The 16,273-nt window shown below is 71.0% G+C and carries 16 protein-coding genes; 9 read left to right on the forward strand and 7 right to left on the reverse strand.

The window, feature by feature from the left end; genetic code table 11:
* Positions 1–3: 3 nt before the first annotated feature.
* On the reverse strand, positions 4–1,197 hold the full coding sequence (locus OO70_RS28365) for a Gfo/Idh/MocA family protein (protein ID WP_043677155.1): 1,194 nt from the start codon (positions 1,195–1,197) through the stop codon (positions 4–6).
* A 185-nt stretch (positions 1,198–1,382) separates the two neighbouring features.
* Between OO70_RS28365 and OO70_RS28370 the strand changes: the two genes are divergently transcribed.
* The 4 genes from OO70_RS28370 (at position 1,383) to OO70_RS28380 (ending at position 4,346) form a co-directional block, all read left to right on the forward strand.
* Positions 1,383–2,033, forward strand: a complete 651-nt coding sequence (locus tag OO70_RS28370) for an RNA polymerase sigma factor (protein WP_051741690.1) — start codon at positions 1,383–1,385, stop codon at positions 2,031–2,033.
* On the forward strand, positions 2,026–2,256 hold the full coding sequence (locus OO70_RS52760) for a hypothetical protein (protein ID WP_078651582.1): 231 nt from the start codon (positions 2,026–2,028) through the stop codon (positions 2,254–2,256). Before OO70_RS28370 ends, OO70_RS52760 begins: the two co-directional genes overlap by 8 nt.
* A 255-nt stretch (positions 2,257–2,511) precedes the next feature.
* Positions 2,512–3,174, forward strand: a complete 663-nt coding sequence (locus OO70_RS28375; protein ID WP_043677158.1) for an RNA polymerase sigma factor — start codon at positions 2,512–2,514, stop codon at positions 3,172–3,174.
* A complete protein-coding gene (locus OO70_RS28380) occupies positions 3,174–4,346 on the forward strand; it encodes a hypothetical protein (RefSeq protein WP_051741691.1) in 1,173 nt (390 codons plus the stop codon). Before OO70_RS28375 ends, OO70_RS28380 begins: the two co-directional genes overlap by 1 nt.
* A gap of 249 nt (positions 4,347–4,595) precedes the next feature.
* On the opposite strand, the gene OO70_RS28385 is transcribed toward OO70_RS28380, so the two are convergent.
* Positions 4,596–5,429 carry a L,D-transpeptidase family protein gene (locus OO70_RS28385; protein WP_043677161.1) on the reverse strand — a complete coding sequence of 278 codons (834 nt, stop codon included), beginning with the start codon at positions 5,427–5,429 and terminating at the stop codon, positions 4,596–4,598.
* A 109-nt stretch (positions 5,430–5,538) separates the two neighbouring features.
* On the opposite strand from OO70_RS28385, the gene OO70_RS28390 reads away from it, so the two are divergent.
* Positions 5,539–7,119 carry an acyl-CoA mutase large subunit family protein gene (locus OO70_RS28390; protein WP_043677163.1) on the forward strand — a complete coding sequence of 527 codons (1,581 nt, stop codon included), beginning with the start codon at positions 5,539–5,541 and terminating at the stop codon, positions 7,117–7,119.
* 65 nt (positions 7,120–7,184) lie between these two features.
* Positions 7,185–7,841 (forward strand): leucine efflux protein LeuE, encoded by a 657-nt coding sequence (gene leuE, locus OO70_RS28395; RefSeq protein WP_043677165.1) that lies wholly within the window; start codon positions 7,185–7,187, stop codon positions 7,839–7,841.
* Here the strand turns inward: leuE and OO70_RS28400 are convergent.
* Positions 7,838–9,277: an FAD-dependent oxidoreductase gene (locus tag OO70_RS28400; protein ID WP_106971777.1), complete on the reverse strand. Its 1,440-nt coding sequence runs from the start codon at positions 9,275–9,277 to the stop codon at positions 7,838–7,840. The genes leuE and OO70_RS28400 overlap by 4 nt on opposite strands.
* A 73-nt stretch (positions 9,278–9,350) precedes the next feature.
* Between OO70_RS28400 and OO70_RS28405 the strand changes: the two genes are divergently transcribed.
* Entirely contained in the window at positions 9,351–10,001 is a 651-nt protein-coding gene (locus tag OO70_RS28405) for a TetR/AcrR family transcriptional regulator C-terminal domain-containing protein (RefSeq protein WP_043677166.1), read from the forward strand.
* 3 nt (positions 10,002–10,004) lie between these two features.
* On the opposite strand, the gene OO70_RS28410 is transcribed toward OO70_RS28405, so the two are convergent.
* The 3 genes from OO70_RS28410 to OO70_RS56180 form a co-directional block, all read right to left on the reverse strand.
* The gene (locus OO70_RS28410; RefSeq protein ID WP_043677168.1) at positions 10,005–10,499 is read right to left on the reverse strand and encodes an RICIN domain-containing protein; all 495 of its coding nucleotides are present in this window, start codon (positions 10,497–10,499) and stop codon (positions 10,005–10,007) included.
* A gap of 94 nt (positions 10,500–10,593) precedes the next feature.
* Positions 10,594–11,448: a helix-turn-helix domain-containing protein gene (locus OO70_RS28415; protein WP_051741692.1), complete on the reverse strand. Its 855-nt coding sequence runs from the start codon at positions 11,446–11,448 to the stop codon at positions 10,594–10,596.
* A 21-nt stretch (positions 11,449–11,469) separates the two neighbouring features.
* Complete coding sequence (locus tag OO70_RS56180) at positions 11,470–12,465, reverse strand: helix-turn-helix domain-containing protein (RefSeq protein ID WP_234336943.1); 996 nt, start codon at positions 12,463–12,465, stop codon at positions 11,470–11,472.
* A gap of 178 nt (positions 12,466–12,643) precedes the next feature.
* On the opposite strand from OO70_RS56180, the gene OO70_RS28425 reads away from it, so the two are divergent.
* Positions 12,644–13,630 carry a glycosyltransferase family 2 protein gene (locus OO70_RS28425; protein WP_043677170.1) on the forward strand — a complete coding sequence of 329 codons (987 nt, stop codon included), beginning with the start codon at positions 12,644–12,646 and terminating at the stop codon, positions 13,628–13,630.
* A complete protein-coding gene (locus OO70_RS28430; protein ID WP_043677172.1) occupies positions 13,627–14,985 on the forward strand; it encodes a polysialyltransferase family glycosyltransferase in 1,359 nt (452 codons plus the stop codon). The genes OO70_RS28425 and OO70_RS28430 overlap by 4 nt, the downstream gene beginning before the upstream one ends.
* Positions 14,986–15,044: 59 nt before the next feature.
* Here the strand turns inward: OO70_RS28430 and OO70_RS28435 are convergent, their stop codons facing one another.
* Positions 15,045–16,226 (reverse strand): acyltransferase family protein, encoded by a 1,182-nt coding sequence (locus OO70_RS28435; protein WP_199827422.1) that lies wholly within the window; start codon positions 16,224–16,226, stop codon positions 15,045–15,047.
* Positions 16,227–16,273 lie beyond the last annotated feature (47 nt).

Below are 16,273 nucleotides of genomic sequence, written 5' to 3' on the forward strand. Positions count from 1 at the left end.
GTTCTACGTCATCTTCTGGCCGCGCTCGAAATAGGCGGCCAACTCAGGGTCGAGAGGCGGCACTTCGCGCGGGGTGCCGCCGTCCCGCAACGACTCGGTGGCCCCCGCCCCGGCGGCCACCGCCATCCGCGCGGCGACCGGCGAGGTGTCGGTGCGCCCGCCGTGCCGTACGAACCGCAGGAACTCGTCGATCAACAGCGGGTCGGCGCCGCCGTGTTCGCCGTCACCCTCGGCGGCGACGTCCGGCACCGCGTACTCGGCGTCGGGCCGCTCCCGGTATCCCGAACGGCGGCTGTTCCACACCTTCACCACCGCACCCGGCCCGTCGCCGAAGTTCTCCAGCCGGCCCGCGTCGCCGATGACGGTGTAGTTGCGCCAGTAGTCGGGGGTGAAGTGGCACTGCTGGTAGGCGGCCAACACCCCGTTGTCCAGGCGCATGTTGACCAACGACACGTCCTCGACGTCGATGACCGGGTTGAGCGCCCGCTGGGTGCCCGGCGGCCAGTGCCCGTCCTCGGTGTACCAGTCGGCGGTCTTCGGCTCGCCCGGCGCCCGCCGGTGCGGACTGTCGCCGTACACCATGAGATCACCGAACGCCTGCACCCGCCGCGTGTATCCGCCGCCCAACCAGTGCACCACATCGATGTCATGGGCGGCCTTCTGCAGCAACAGGCCTGTGCTGTACCGGCGTTCGGCGTGCCAGTCCTTGAAGTACCAGTCGCCGCCGAACCCGACGAAGTGCCGTACCCACACCGTCTTCACGGTGCCGACCGCACCGCCCTCGACGAGGTCCCGCATCAGGCGGATCACCGGCATGTGGCGCATGTTGTGGCCCACGTACAGCCGGGTGCCGGTCTCGCGGGCGGTGCGCAGGACGCGGTCGCAGCGCTCCACGGTGATGTCGAGCGGCTTCTCGACGAGGACGGGCTTGCCCGCGCGCAACGCCTCGCAGGCGAGGTCGGCATGGGTGTGGTCCGGGGTGAGGACGAGGACCGCGTCGACATCCGGATCGTCAATGACCTTACGGTGCGCGGCAGTTGTCGCCACCCCCGGGAAGTCCCCGGCCGCCGCCGCACGGGCCGCCGGGTCGGGGTCCGCGAGCGCGGCGACGCGGGAGCCCGCGCCGGGGCGGTGGGCGACACGGGCGAGGCTGCCGCGCAGGCCGTAACCGAGCACACCGATACGGAGATCGGACATGGGTCTCCTTCATTCGCAGGAAGTTCGCGGGGAGTTGGAGGGGAGCCGGAGCAGTCGGAGGGGAGTCGGCGGAGACACGCTGTGACACTTCTGTGAGACCCGGCGCTGATGGCGATGGGGGGTGCGGGGGGACCGCGGCGCCCGGTACGGATTCTTCGCGAACTCGGTACGGACGAGGACAGTCCTTGGGCCAGACAGGCGAGCCCCGCCGCGGGCACGCGCACGACGGGGAACTCGGCGCGGCCGTAGCGCGGGCCCAGGAGGGCGACGACAGCGCTTTCGCGGTCGCGTACCGGATCGTGCAGCCAGGCCTGCTCGGCTATCTGCGCGGCCTCGTCGGCGACGAGGCGGAGGACGTGGCGTCCGACGCCTGGCTGGAGATCGCCCGCGACCTGGGCCGGTTCCGCGGCGACGGCGCGGGCTTCCGCGGCTGGACGGCGACCATCGCCCGGCACCGGGCACTCGACCACCTGCGCAGACAGCGGGTACGCCCCCGGCCGGCGACGCTCGAACAGGACGTACTCGAACTCCCCGCCCCCCACAGCACCCACGACCAGGCCCTCGAGTCCCTCTCCACCGAGTACGCCCTCGACCTGGTCCGCAGCCTCCCACGCGAACAGGCCGAAGCCGTACTGCTCCGCGTGGTCGTAGGCCTGGACGGCCCCGCCGCGGCCCGAGTCCTCGGCAAACGCCCCGGCGCGGTACGCACGGCCGCCTACCGGGGGTTGAGACGGCTGGCCCGCGAACTGGGCGGCGACGACGGTGTGACGGATGCCGGCCCGAGGACGCTGGAGGAATCGGACGACTCGGACACGGACGGACCCGAACATGGCTGAACAGCGAAACGGCAAGGGCTTCCCGGCCCTGCTGGGCGCAGCGCTGCGCGGAGTCGTCGTAGACGACGAGGCGGAGCGGAGAGCGGTAGCAGCGTTCCGGGAGGCAAGGGACTCGGAGGCCCAAGCGACAAGTCCCCGGCGCCAAGACGACTGGCGCCCCGGGGCAGCGCCCCGTCAGGGGCGCGGGGAACTGCGCGACCAGCCCCCACCGGGCCGGCACTGAAAAGCCGCCCAACCAGCGGAGCGCCGTGGCAACGGCCGGAGCCGCCACCCCCCACAGGAGAGGCCCCGGCCGTCGCGCGGCACGGGCCGCGCGGCGGCCCGTACTTTTTACAGCGCCATGAGTGCGTTTTCTGTCACACCACAGCCCCGAACCAAGTAGTTGCGCCTTGTACGGACATGGACGAGGAACAGTTTCAGGTCGTAACGTGCCTTTCGCGCCGGAGTGCGGCCGCGACCATCAAATTCGAGGGACCACGTGCTGGGGGACGACGCGGAGCTGACCGCCGCGGTGCTTGCGGCACAGGACGGGGACGAGACCGCGTTCCGGACTGTGTACCGCACGGTGCACCCACGGTTGCTCGGATACGTACGGACGCTGGTCGGCGATCCGGACGCCGAGGACGTCACGTCCGAGGCCTGGCTGCAGATCGCCCGTGACCTCGACCGGTTCAGCGGGGACGCGGACCGCTTCCGGGGATGGGCGGCCAGGATCGCCCGCAACCGCGCCCTGGACCACATACGGATGCGCGGCCGCCGCCCCGCGATAGGCGGCGACGAGACCGAACTGACCGGCCGCGCCGCCGAGTCCGACACGGCCGGCGAGGCCATCGAGGCGCTGGCCACCGACCACACCCTCTCCCTCATCGCCCAGCTGCCGCAGGACCAGGCCGAGGCCGTCGTCCTGCGGGTGGTCATGGGCCTCGACGCCAAGACCGCCGCGGAGACCCTCGGCAAGCGGCCCGGCGCCGTCCGCACGGCCGCGCACCGCGGTCTGAAACGGCTCGCGGAACTGCTCGGCGGAGACCCGGAATCGGCCGCGGCGCTGGACGCCCTGCCGCCCCAGCGAGAATCGCGCGATCGCGCGGTGACGTCCGCCACTGTGACGCATACGCGTGCGCGGACGCAGAAGGACATGTGATGGCCGACGAGCGCTCTGCTTTTCCGGGGGACCCCGAATCCGCCGGCGGTTCCGCCGCGGGCCGGACCCCCGGCCGATGGCTGGACCGAGAAACCGCCGAGCTCCTGCTGCGCGGCGGGTCCCTCGAAGCCGTCGACCCGGCCGTCCGCGACCAGGCCGAGCGGCTCGCCAAGACGCTCGGCGCGCTGTCCGTGGAACACCCGCCGGGCGGCGCCGAACTCCCGGGCGAGGAAGCCGCGTTGGCCGCTTTCCGGGCGGCGCGGACCGGCAACGGTGTCGAGCGGGCGGCCCTCGGCAGGCGCGGCCGTGTGCAGTCCTCCGACGCCGGTCTTGTCCGTATCGGGCGGCCCGTCCCGACCGCCGCGGGCTCCCGCTGGGGCAGACCCGTGCGGGTCGGGCTGACCGCCGTGGTCGCCGCCGGGATGCTCGGCGGGGTCGCGGTCGCGGCCGCCACGGGAGTCCTGCCGACGCCGTTCCTCGACGATCCGACGCCCGCCGCCTCGATCTCCGCCGCCGCGACGCCCGACCGCCCCCTGATCTCGCCCTCGCCGAGCGGCACCGGCGGCTCGGGTACGCCCACGGCGGGCGGCGGTTCCGGCGACTCCTCCGGCGAGGCCGTCGGCAGCGGCAGCGGTCCCACGTCCTCCGCCGACGCCGGTGACGACAAGTCCGTCGGCTCCCGCGGCTGGTGGAAGGGCGTCACCTCGTCCTGCCGTGCCGTGCGCGACGGCAAGCCCCTGGACTCCGGCCGCGAGCGCACGCTGGAGGGCGTGGCGGGCGGCACGTCCCACGTGTGGACGTACTGCAAGGGCCTTCTCCAGCGAGGCGGCGCGGGCACGGACGACAAGGGCGACACAGGCACCGGCTCAGGCACCGGCACCGACAAGAGCGGTGGCGGTCAGGGCGACGAGCAGAACGGCGGTCAGGGCGACCAGGCCGGCGGCCAGGGCGCGTCCGACGACGGTCAGATCAACCCGATCGCACCGGGCGGCGGCAGCAGCGGCGGCAGCGGTGGTGACGGCGGGCACCAGGACAACGGCGCCGTCGCCACCCCTGCCCCCTCGGTCTTCGCCCCGCTCGCTCGGCACGGGTCGTCGGCCGCCCCGTCCCCGGCGCCCACCACCGAGACCCGCGGGACACCGGCCCCGAGTCCCACGTACACCGCGCTCTGAACTCGCCGCACCCCGCTGACCTGCGCTTCCGTAACGCGTGGAACTTTTTTCGCGCGGGGTGTGACGTTTTCGGCCGCTGTGGCGCAGTACTGAGTGAGCCGACTGGTCATCGGCCATCGCACAGAGCCGGGGTTCCCCCCGTACCTACGGCTCGTGCACATGGCGCGGGCGGGACACGTTCCCCCGGTCCCGCCCGCGCCTCACACATCACCTCTCGCGCATCGCCTCACGCGCGTCACTCCTCGCACATCACCGGTAGACGACGACCTTGTCGCCGGTCCGCACCTGCGCGAAGAGACTCGCGATCGCCGCCTCGTCCCGTACGTTGACGCAGCCGTGCGAGCCGCCCGCGTAACCCCGGGCCGAGAAGTCGTACGAGAAGTGCACCGCCTGGCCGCCGCTGAAGAACATCGCGTACGGCATGGGGGAGTGGTAGAGCGTGGACACCCAGTCCCGGGCCTTCCAGTAGACGTGGAACACACCGTCGCGGGTCGGGGTGTACTGCGCGCCGAACCGCACCGACATCGTGGACACCGTCCGCCCGTCGATCATCCAGCGCAGGGTCCGGGTCGTCTTGTCGATGCACAGCACCCGGCCGGTCAGACAGCGCGGGTCGGGCGCGCCGGCCGGCTGGCCGCCCATCAGATACAGGTCCCACTTGCCCGGCTCGTGCGTCATCTTCAGCAGCCGCTGCCAGGTGACCTTGTCGGTCTCGCCGGTCTTCGGCAGCCCGCGCTTGCCCTGGAAGCCCGCGACGGCCTGCTCGGTGAGATCGTCGTAGGTCCCGGTCGGCCCGTCGAAGAGCCAGTCGGCCTGCCGCAGCCGCGCCTGCAACTCCCGCACGTCCGTACCGCTGTCACCGCGCGACCAGAGGACGTCGGCGGCGCGGGCGGTGCTCGGGGAGGCGGAGGGCTTGCTGTCACTACTGCTACTGGTGTTATTGCTGCCGGGAAGCTTGATGTGTATGGGCAGGTGGTGCTTGCCGTCCGAGTCCGTGCCCTGCACGGTGCAGCCGGACACCGTCACCAGAGCCGACAGGGCCGCCGCGGCGGCGATCACTCTCCCCATGCCCGTAGTACGCATCGCGGACCCCTGTCGTCTCACCAACGTCACCGGCGTCGTACCCCGGAGACGTACCCCCGGATGACGGGCCGCGAACGGCGCGGCATCGTGGTGACCGGAGGTGCACACCATGGTGCGCGAGTCGGAGTCCGGAACACCGATCCAACCCGTCTACGGTCCCGAGGCCCTCGCCGGCTGGGACCCGGCCGAGCGGCTGGGCGAGCCGGGGAAGTACCCCTTCACGCGGGGCGTGTATCCGTCCATGTACACCGGACGGCCCTGGACGATGCGCCAGTACGCCGGTTTCGGCACGGCGGGCGAGTCCAACGCCCGTTACCGGCAGCTGATCGCCCACGGCACCACGGGCCTGTCCGTCGCCTTCGACCTGCCCACGCAGATGGGCCACGACTCCGACGCGGTCGTCGCGCACGGCGAGGTCGGCAAGGTCGGGGTCGCGATCGACTCGGTGGACGACATGCGGGTGCTGTTCGACGGCATCCCGCTGGACCAGGTCTCCACCTCGATGACGATCAACGCCCCCGCCGCCCTCCTCCTGCTGATGTACCAGCTGGTCGGCGAGGAACAGGGCGTAGCGGCAGGGCAGTTGACGGGCACGGTCCAGAACGACGTGCTGAAGGAGTACATCGCGCGGGGGACGTACATCTTCCCGCCGAAGCCCTCCCTGCGGCTGACCGCCGACATCTTCAAGTACTGCGGGGCCGAGATCCCGAAGTGGAACACGATCTCGATCTCCGGCTACCACATGGCGGAGGCCGGTGCCTCGCCCGCGCAGGAGATCGCCTTCACGCTCGCCGACGGCATCGAGTACGTCCGTACGGCGGTCGCGGCGGGCATGGACGTCGACGACTTCGCCCCGCGTCTCTCCTTCTTCTTCGTTGCGCGTACGACGATCCTCGAAGAGGTCGCCAAGTTCCGTGCGGCGCGCAGGATTTGGGCCCGCGTGATGCGGGACGAGTTCGGCGCGAAGAACCCGAAATCCCTGATGCTGCGCTTCCACACCCAGACCGCGGGCGTCCAACTCACCGCCCAGCAGCCGGAGGTGAACCTCGTCCGGGTCGCCGTCCAGGGTCTGGCCGCGGTGCTCGGCGGCACCCAGTCCCTGCACACGAACTCCTTCGACGAGGCGCTCGCGCTGCCGACGGACAAGAGCGCGCGCCTCGCACTGCGTACGCAGCAGGTGTTGGCGTACGAGACGGACGTGACCGCCACCGTCGACCCCTTCGCGGGTTCGTACGTCGTCGAGACGCTGACGGACGACGTGGAAGGCGCCGCCGTCGAACTGATGCGCCGGGTCGAGGAGTTGGGCGGCGCGGTCGGCGCCATCGAACACGGCTTCCAGAAGGGCGAGATCGAGCGCAGCGCCTACTGCATCGCCCAGGAGACCGACTCCGGCGAACGGGTCGTCGTCGGCGTCAACCGCTTCCGCCTCGACGCGGAGGAACCGTACGAGCCCCTCCGCGTCGACCCGACCATCGAGGCCCAGCAGGCGGAGCGCCTCGCGAGACTCCGCGCCGAACGGGACCAGAAGGCGGTGGACTCGGCGCTGGGCGCGCTGCGGGAGGCGGCGGAGGGTACGGACAACGTGCTATATCCGATGAAGGACGCGCTGCGGGCGCGGGGGACGGTGGGGGAGGTGTGCGGGGCGCTTCGGGAGGTGTGGGGGACGTATGTGCCGACGGATGCCTTCTGAGCCGGGTGATTACTCCGTATGACGGCGAGGACCGACTGTCGTACCCCCGTGCGACACTCGTTCCCATGCTCGGTGTCATCGATCTCCCCACGTATCTGGCCGGCCTGGTCCTGATCGTCCTGCTGCCCGGTCCCAACTCGCTGTACGTCCTCTCGGTCGCCGCCCGGCGCGGGACCCGTGCCGGGTACACGGCCGCCGCCGGTGTGTGGTGCGGGGACACCGTGCTGATGACGCTCTCCGCGGCCGGGGTCGCCTCGCTGTTGCAGGCCAACGCCGTGCTGTTCGGGATCGTGAAGTACGCGGGGGCCGGGTATCTGACCTGGCTGGCGTTCGGGATGCTGCGGGCCGCCTGGGCGATGTGGCGTAGCCGCAAGGAGCGGGCGGCCATGGAACCGGCTCCCGCCGCTGAGGCCGCCGACGAGCGGCCGTACCGCCGTGCCTTCGTCGTGAGTCTCTTCAACCCGAAGGCGATCCTGTTCTTCGTCGCCTTCTTCGTGCAGTTCGTCGACCCGGGGTACGCCTACCCGGCCCTGTCGTTCGTCGTGCTCGGCGCCTTCGCGCAGCTGGCGAGCTTCCTCTACCTGAGTGCCCTGATATTCAGCGGCACCAGGCTGGCGACGGCCTTCCGTCGCCGGCGGCGGCTCGCGGCGGGGGCGACCTCGGCGGCGGGGGCGCTGTTCCTGGGCTTCGCGGTGAAGCTGTCACTGGCGAGTTCGGTCTAGCGAACCAGCGACTGACCGAGGCCGTAGCGCTCCGCGTATTCCGCGAGGCCGTCCTCCGTGTCGCCCGCCCAGCCGACGTAACCGTCCGGGCGGATCAGGAAGAGACCCGTGCCGTACGTCTCGGTCGCCGGGCCCCGTACGACGGGGACCGAAGCCGGGGCGGCGGCCGGTGCCTTCGTGTCCAGCGCCAGCAGGGTCCAGTGCGGGCCGCGGAAGGCGTCGAAGAGACGGACGCCGTCGACCGTGCGGTCGGGTGCGCGGTCGCCCGCCCGTAGCGCGTCCTCGGGCAGGTCCGTGCGGGTCTCCACCGCGAGCGAGCGGTCCCGGTAGCCGAGCCCGAGCTGCTGGGTCGCCCTGCCGCGCTGTACCTCGCCCCGGTGGACGCGGGTGGACAGGCCGAGCATGTCGGCCGCGTTGGGCAGCCGCTCCTCCTCGTAGGTGTCGAGGAGGGACTCGGGAGCGCCCTCGCGCAGCACCGCGCCGAGCTTCCAGCCCAGGTTGTAGGCGTCCTGCACGCTGGTGTTGAGGCCCTGTCCGCCGGCCGGTGAGTGGACGTGCGCCGCGTCCCCGGCGAGGAAGACCCGCCCGGCGCGGAAGCGGTCGGCCAGGGCGGCCCGGGGCCGGAAGTTGGAGGCCCAGCGGAGTTCGGTCACATCCTCGGGCGCGAGGTGGGTGCGGGCGGCGACGGCCTTGCGGACACCGTCGAGGGAGAGGTCGACGTCGGTGCCGTCCGGGAACTGGGCGATGACCTGGAAGTCCTCGGTGCCGGCCAGCGGGAAGACCGTGAGGAAGCCGTCGTCCCCGTGCGCCGGGAAGACGTGCACATTGTCGCGGTCCAGGCCGGTGATGCGGACGTCCGCCACCAGCATCGGGTTCGGGTCGACCGTCTCGCCCCGCATCCCGATGCCCAGGGTCCGGCGTACGACCGAGCGACCGCCGTCACCGGCGACGACGTACCGCGCGCGGACGGCGGCACCGGACGCGAACTCCACGGTCACGCCTTCTTCGTCCTGGGCGAAGCCGGTGACCTCGCGCCCGAAGGACACCTTTCCGCCCAGCTCGGTCAGCCGCGCGAAGAGGATCTCCTGGGTGCGCCACTGCGGCACCATCCACGGCTTGCCGTACGGAGTGTCCGGTGCAGTCCCGGACGGCTCGAACATCCGGTGCTCGCCGACCTTGTGTCCGTCCTGCCAGGTCGCGCCGGTCGGGTAGGTGCCGCCCTGCGCGAGGATCGCGTCGATCACGCCGAGGTCGTCGAACACCTCCATCGTGCGCGGCTGGAGTCCCTTGCCGCGCGAGCCGGGGAACAGCGCGTCCGCCTTCTCCACGACCAGCGCGTCCACCCCGCGCCGGGCCAGGTCGATGCCGAGGGTGAGGCCGGTCGGGCCGGCGCCGACGATCAGTACATCCACCAGTTCATCCACGTGTTCTGCCATGATCCCTATCTCCTTAACGCTGTTAAGTGGCTACGCCCATCACGATGCCCTTAACGCTGTTAAGCTGTCAAGCGTGAGTACGGAACGACGCATCCCCCTCGACCGCAAGCGCGTCGCGGACACCGCCCTGAAGCTGCTGAACGAGGTCGGTCTCGACGGGCTGTCCCTGCGCGCCATCGCCAAGGAGCTGGACGTCAAGGCGCCCGCGCTGTACTGGCACTTCAAGGACAAGCAGGCGCTGCTCGACGAGATGGCGACGGAGATGTACCGCCGGATGGTCGCCGACGCGGAGTTCTCCTCCGAGGACAGCTGGCAGGCGCACCTGCTCAAGCACAACCGCGCCCTGCGCGACGCCCTGCTCGGCTACCGCGACGGCGCCAAGGTCTTCAGCGGCTCCCGCTTCACCGGCACCCTGCATGCCGTTGAGATGGAACGCACCCTGCGCCTGTTCACCGAGGCCGGCTTCACCCTCGCCCAGGCGGTCCGCGCGACCTCGACGTCGTACCTCTACACGATCGGGTTCGTCAGCGAGGAGCAGGGTGTCCAGCTGCTGCCGGACGAGCGCCGCGAGGGCTACGACGTGGACGAACGCGCCCGCCTGCTGGCCGACTTCCCTCTGTCGGCAGCGGCGGGCGCGGAGATCTTCGAGGACTACGGCAAGCACTTCGAGGAGGGGCTGGCCGTGGTCGTGGCGGGGGTGGAGGTGTGGTCGGGGGTCGGGTGAGGGTCAGTCGTGGGTGCCCCACCAGACGTAGAAGGAGACGTCCGCCTCCGGCTGCTGGCCGAGGTCGGTGGCGTAGACGGCGTTGTGGGTGTGGCTCGTCCTCAGGAATCCCTCGTTGGCTGCGCCGAGGTTGTCGAAGATGGCCCCGGAGTCGCCCGCGTACCGCCACCACTGGCCGGCGGCGCCCGTGCAGGAGCTCATCCAGACGGCGTTGGTGCTCGACTTGTTGTCGGTCATCAGGCAGGTGCCGGTCTCGCGGTTCCTGAGTTCGGCGAAGTTGCCGTTGGCGCCGACCCAGTCCCACTGCTGACGGTTGCTCCCGACGCACGACGTGGCGAACGCCGTCCCGGTGTCCCCGGCCGTCAGACACGTGCCGAACCCGGCGTTCTGGAACTGCCAATAAGTGGGCGCCGCCTGAGCGGTGGCCGGGAACATCAGCCCGGCACTCGCGGCGAGCGCGCCCACGGCGCTGACTGCGGCAAGACGGAGTTTCTTCACTGCAACCTCTTTCGGAGAGTTGGAAGTGGAGCGGTCGTCCTGATCAACAGCCTGCCTGGAAGGGGCAGTTGGGGCGTTGGCGCACAGAGCACACTCATGTGGCAATGCGTCCACAGGAGCCGTACGGGCCATACGGGCCGTAGGGGCCGTAGGACCGACGCCGGAAGTCACCTGGCGCCAGCCCGTACGCGGCGCGGAAGGCCCGGGCGAAGTCGGTGGCGCGGGCGAAGCCCCAGCGGGCCGAGATGGTGTGCACGGGGGTGCCGGCCTGGGCCGGGTCGGCGAGGTCGAAGCGGGCGCGCTCCAGGCGTCTGCGGCGGATGAACGCGGCGACCGTCTCGCTCTCGTCCTCGAAGAGCCGGTGCAGATAGCTGAGCGAGATGCCGTGCGTGGCGGCGATCCGGTGTGGGGTCAACTCCCGTTCGCCCAGGTGCTGTTGGATGTACGCCGTGATGCGCGCGGTCAGCGGTGTCCGCGCGGGCGGCGCGGCGTCCGGCTCGGTGGTGTGGGCCAGCAGGGCCGCGACCAGGCTGCCGAGGACCGCGCCCAGCCGGGGTCCGTCGGCGGGCCGGTAGACACCGGTGTTCCTGGTGACCTGGGTGAGGAACCGGGCGAGTGGTGGACCCGCGCAGTCCCCGCCCGGGACGCGGTGCCCGGTCACCCGGTCGGCGACACCCCGGGGCAACGGCAACAGCGCCTCCGGTACGGCGGTCCCGACGGCCCTGATCGGACCGGTCCGGATCTCGTGCGGGCGTGAACCGTCGTCGTAGTAGAAGTCGCCCGCGTGCAGGGGGACTTGGCGTCGGCCGGAGGTGATCAGGGCCTCTCCCTCCAGGAGGAGCACGAGGCGGTGGTGCCGGCCGGTCCGGGGAGCCGGCCGCAGCTCCAGTGGCGGGAAGGACGCCGACCACACCGGCACCGCGCCGAGTCTGATGAACCGTCTGCTCATGAACTCCCCCTGGATGTGCGGTCATTGGGTGCGGGTCCGGCGGTACTCGTGCGGCGGTACGCCGTAGGCCGTGCGGAACGCCCGGGTGAAGGCGGAGTGGTCGCGGAAGCCCCAGCGGGCGGCGACGCGGTGCACCGGCAGCTCGCGCAGACGCCGGTCGGCGAGGTCGCGGCGGGCCCGCTCCAGGCGGCCCTGGCGGATCAGCGCGGTGACCGTGGTGCCGCGGGCCCGGAAGAGGCGGTGCAGATAGCTGACGGATATGTGGTGGGCGGTGGCCACCGCGCGCGGGGTCAGGTCGGGATCGGCCAGGTGCGTCCGGATGTAGGACTCGATGCGAGGGAGTAGGCCGCGGCCCCGGGGCGGCGCGGCGGGGCTGGTGTCGAGGTGGTGGGTGAGGGTCGCCGCCAGCAGGTCCAGGGCGACCGCGCCCAGCCGGGCCTCGTCGGCGGCCGGATAGGCGCGGGGGTCGGCGGCCAGGTCGGTCAGGAAGTGGGTGAGCAGCGCGCCCAGCCCTGTCCGGCCGGGTAACAGGATTCCCGCGAGCCGGTCGATCCGGCGGGCCGGGAGCGGCAGCAGGGACCGGGGCACGTCCGCCCGCAGCAGGGTGGCCGGTCCCGGACCGGTGATCCGCAGCCGGAGCGGCCGCGCACTGTCGTAGAAGGTGAGGCCCGGGCCGCGCAGGGCGGCCACGCGGCCCGCCTGGGACACCGTGAGGGCGCCGTGCAGGGGGAACACCACCGAGCACAGGCCGGGGTCGGAGCGGCGGATCAGCGGGGCGGTGCGGTACAGGACGGAGGGAGAGCAGGTCAGTTCCAGGAGGCGCAGCGGCCCGAGGTCCCGGGTGCGGGCCAGGGCCCGGAAGTCCGCACCGGCTCCGCTGGTCGCCCGCATCGGGGGGTCGCCGCCGCGCAGGAAGTCGTCGAAGCCGGCCAGTCGGCCGGTCGATGGCAGGTCTTCGCTGCGGAACGCCGTCCTGAACGCTGTGCCGATCACACGATCCCCCGGTCGATCGTCCACCTATTCGATTGTTGGATCGCCGAGCGGGGGTTCGGGATGTGTGCTGGAGTGGCTATTTGTAAATGGAGGGCGGCCCGTAACTTCGCGTTCACCTGTTGGCCCCGGCAGGGTTGATATCCAGCGTCGAACATCTCCTACGGTCACAAGAATCCGCCCCGGAGAGAGCCCAGGTGTACGCGTGACCAACCGCCCCCCAACACTGTCCGTGATCGTCCCTTGCTACAACATCGAGGCCTATGTCCCGGAAACGGTGACCAGCCTGATCAACAACGCGAAGGACGAGTTCGAGTTCCTGTTCGTCGAGGACCGCTCGACCAAGGACAAGACCTATGAGGCTCTCCTGGAGCTGACGAAGCGGCTCCCGAACAGCAGGGTGATCCGGCACGAGAAGAACGGCGGTCTGGCCACCGCCCGCAACACCGGGATCGACGCGGCCGAGGGCCGCTACCTCACGTTCCTCGACGGCGACGACTGGCTCGCGCCGGGCTATCTCGCCGACCTGGTGGACGTCATCGAGCGCTTCGACGTCGACTTCGTGCGGACGGACCACGTCACCGTCACCGGTGTGGAGAGGGCCATCCAGCGCTCGCCGGAAGGCCGTCGGCACACCCCGCTCGACCCGCGCAGCTCGATCCTGCCGGTCGACGACACGACCATGGTCGACTACCCGTACGCCTGGGCCGGCATCTACCACCGCCGCCTCCTCGACCGGGGCCTGCTGCGCTTCCACGACGGCCTGCGCACCGCCGAGGACCGCCCCTGGATCTGGGAACTGCACCGCAAGGCGGAGTCCTACGTCGCCGCCAGTCTGCGCGGGGTCTTCTACCGCCGGGGCCTGGCCGGCTCGCTGACCCAGATCGGCGACGTCCGCCAGCTCGACTTCTTCCGCTCCTTCGACCTGGTCCTCGCCGAACTCGCCGACGATCCCGAGGCCGCGAAGCTGCGCAAGAAGGCGCTGCGCAACTACTGCGTCGTCATCGCCCACCAGCTCCTGGACCGGGGCCGCTTCGAGCGCAGCGTGCACGCCAAGCTGCGGCAGATGGCCGCCGAGGCGCTCGGCCGGATGACGGAGACCGAACTCAACGACGCGCTCGTCGGCATGGGCGAGGAACGCGTGCACACGCTGCGGCGCATCCGCGGTGGCATGAAGGGAGTCGCGGCATGAGCGGCAAGAGCGGCACGACACAGATCTTCTTCTCGGCCACGCAGTACGCCGCCGCGACCGTCACCGCCGCGATCCGCGCCGGTTTCTTCGGCCCCCGTACGGCCCACCGCCGCATCCTCGTGGTCAGCAACACCGCCGCCGTGCCCGAGGTCGGCACCCCGCTGGACCGGATGCCCGGCTTCGAGAAGCTGCGCCCCGAGTTCGACGAGGTCCGCTCGTGGAACGAGTTCATCTCCCCCTTCCACCCGGCCGGCTGGTCCCCGCGCGCCCAGGACACCGCCCTGTGGGAGAAGGCCGTACGCCTGGCCTGGAACCTCGGTGACGAGGACGTGGAGATCGCCTGCGAGTCCATCCAGGCCAACCCCTCCCGCGCTGTCGCCGACATCTTCGCCGACAGCAAGGTGCACGTGTACGCGGACGGCCTGATGAGCTACGGCCCCACCCGCAACCGCATCCCGCACAACCTGAACAGCCGGATAGCCCGGGTGCTGCACCTCGACCTGATACCCGGGCTGCGCCCGATGCTGCTCTCCGAGTACGGCGTCGAACCGCAGCCCATCCCGAACGAGGCGATCGTCGACGTGCTCGCCCAGATCGGCGAGGAGGGCGCCTCGATCCTCGCCGACCGGCTGCCCGCCGAGGACCGGCCGACGGCCGTGATGCTCGGCCAGTACCTCTCCGCCATCGACCTGATCACCCAGGACGAGGAGGAGCAGCTGCACGTCCGCATGCTGCGCGCCGCGGCGAAGGCGGGCCACCAGGACATCCTGTTCAAGCCCCACCCCAGCGCACCGGCCGTCTACAGCAAGTCACTCGAGGAGTCGGCGGCCCAACTCGGCGTCCGCCTCACGGTGTTGCGCGAGCCGGTCCTCGCCGAGACCGTGTTCGCCTACCTGCGCCCGCAGTTGGTCATCGGCTGCTTCTCCACCGCGCTGATGACGGCCGCCGCCTTCTACGACATCCCCGTCGCCCGCGTCGGCACCGGACTGCTCCTCGAACGCATCACGCCGTACGAGAACAGCAACCGCATCCCGCTCACCGTGATCGACGCGATCCTGCCCGACGCGGAGAAGGACAAGGTCGGGCAGCCGCTCGAACTGGGCCGTCTCGCCGAGGAGTTGGCGCCGCTGGTGCAGGCGGTCGGCTACTGCATGCAGGCGCTCAAGTACCACGGGATGCGCGACGAGGTCACCGACTGGCTGGCCGTCCACCTCGACGAGTACCCGCAGTACTTCAAGAAGCGCCGGCTCACCAGCCTGCGGCTGCCCGGCGGCAGCCCGGTGCGCGCGGAGTCACTGCGCAGGAACCCGACCGTACGGCGCGTGGTGCGCCGTATCAGGGCCGCGCAGGCCTGAACGGACAACAGGTGCCCCCCGGCCATGTCGGGGGGCACCTGAGGCGTTTGAGGGCCGTGTCACTTGCCGCCGCTGAGCCGGGCCGCCAGCTGCTTCGACTGGGCGGTCATCGTCCGCTTCAGCCGGGTTCCGAACGGCTTCTCGACGAAGCGGTTCATGAGATAGGCCAGGCTCAGCAGGATCGCCACGGTCAGCACGAGCGTCGCGTACGGGTCGAGCCCGAGGCCCCGGTGCAGGATGCGGATCGCGAACCAGCCCAGGTGCTCGTGGATCAGATAGAAGGGGTACGTCAGCGCGCCCGCCAGCGTCAGCCAGCTCCAGTTCGCCCAGCGCAGCCAGCCCAGCGCCACCGCCGCCACGGCCGCGAACGCGAGGAACGAAATCGCCTGGATGACATGGGGGTTGCGGTGGAAGTCGCCGTGCATACCGGGGTGCCACAGCGCCGTCACCGAGTAGCGCTGGCCCAGCAGGAAGGACATGCCGACGATGCCCCACAGCAGGAAGTCGCTGCCGTAGCGGTGGATCAGGTACAGGGCGAGGCCGCCGATGAAGTACGGCGCGTGGTCGCGCATCACCAACTCGTCCGTCAGCGCGGTGTCCGCGACCCGGGCGAAGGCGCCGGCCAGGGTCCACAGGATGCAGAAGGTGACCACCCGGCGGTAGGTGACGCCCTTCCAGATCACGAAGAGTGCGAAGAGGACGTAGAAGCGCATCTCGACCCACAGCGTCCAGCACACGCCGAGGACGCGGGGCACGCCCATCGGCTGCTGGAGCATGGTGAAGTTCATCAGGAACTCGTCGGAGCGCAGCGGGTGGACGACCACCGGCAGCAGGACCGACGCGGCGCCGACCATCAACAGGGCCGCCCAGTACGCCGGATAGAGGCGGGCGATCCGGGAGCGGAAGAAGTCGCCGAGGGTCTTGCCCCAGCTGCTCATGCAGATCACGAAGCCGCTGATGACGAAGAAGAACTGCACTCCGAGGCAGCCGTAGGTGCCGATCTTGGAGAGGGTCGGGAACAGCAGGCCCGGGGACTGGTGCCAGGACGAGGAGATCGTGCCGTTCTTGCCCGTGAAGTGGTACAGGCACACCATCAGCGCGGCCAGCAGCCGCAGCCCGTCCAGGGCGCGCAACCGGTTCTCCCGGCGGGGGGCGGGCGGGGCGACGGGTGGCTGCTCCGGGTCCTGCCCAGGGTCCTGGCCCCGCAGGGTGGGTGCCAGGGCCTGGTCAACCGCGTTCATCCTGGGCCTTTCTCGCCGACGTCGAATGGCTGTTCCGCGACGGAACG

Origin of the sequence: Streptomyces xylophagus (genome assembly GCF_000716435.1) — a bacterium.
Classification (GTDB): Bacteria; Actinomycetota; Actinomycetes; order Streptomycetales; family Streptomycetaceae; genus Streptomyces; species Streptomyces xylophagus.

Excerpts from the sequence above, each read along its gene's own strand:
- OO70_RS52760 (WP_078651582.1), top strand. The coding sequence starts at position 2,026 with ATGGCTGAACAGCGAAACGGCAAGGGCTTCCCGGCCCTGCTGGGCGCA.
- OO70_RS28430 (WP_043677172.1), top strand. The coding sequence starts at position 13,627 with ATGAGCGGCAAGAGCGGCACGACACAGATCTTCTTCTCGGCCACGCAG.
- OO70_RS28380 (WP_051741691.1), top strand. The coding sequence starts at position 3,174 with ATGGCCGACGAGCGCTCTGCTTTTCCGGGGGACCCCGAATCCGCCGGC.
- OO70_RS28365 (WP_043677155.1), bottom strand. The coding sequence starts at position 1,197 with ATGTCCGATCTCCGTATCGGTGTGCTCGGTTACGGCCTGCGCGGCAGC.
- OO70_RS28415 (WP_051741692.1), bottom strand. The coding sequence starts at position 11,448 with ATGAGCAGACGGTTCATCAGACTCGGCGCGGTGCCGGTGTGGTCGGCG.
- OO70_RS28385 (WP_043677161.1), bottom strand. The coding sequence starts at position 5,429 with ATGCGTACTACGGGCATGGGGAGAGTGATCGCCGCCGCGGCGGCCCTG.
- leuE (WP_043677165.1), top strand. The coding sequence starts at position 7,185 with ATGCTCGGTGTCATCGATCTCCCCACGTATCTGGCCGGCCTGGTCCTG.
- OO70_RS28390 (WP_043677163.1), top strand. The coding sequence starts at position 5,539 with ATGGTGCGCGAGTCGGAGTCCGGAACACCGATCCAACCCGTCTACGGT.
- OO70_RS28400 (WP_106971777.1), bottom strand. The coding sequence starts at position 9,277 with ATGGCAGAACACGTGGATGAACTGGTGGATGTACTGATCGTCGGCGCC.
- OO70_RS28435 (WP_199827422.1), bottom strand. The coding sequence starts at position 16,226 with ATGAACGCGGTTGACCAGGCCCTGGCACCCACCCTGCGGGGCCAGGAC.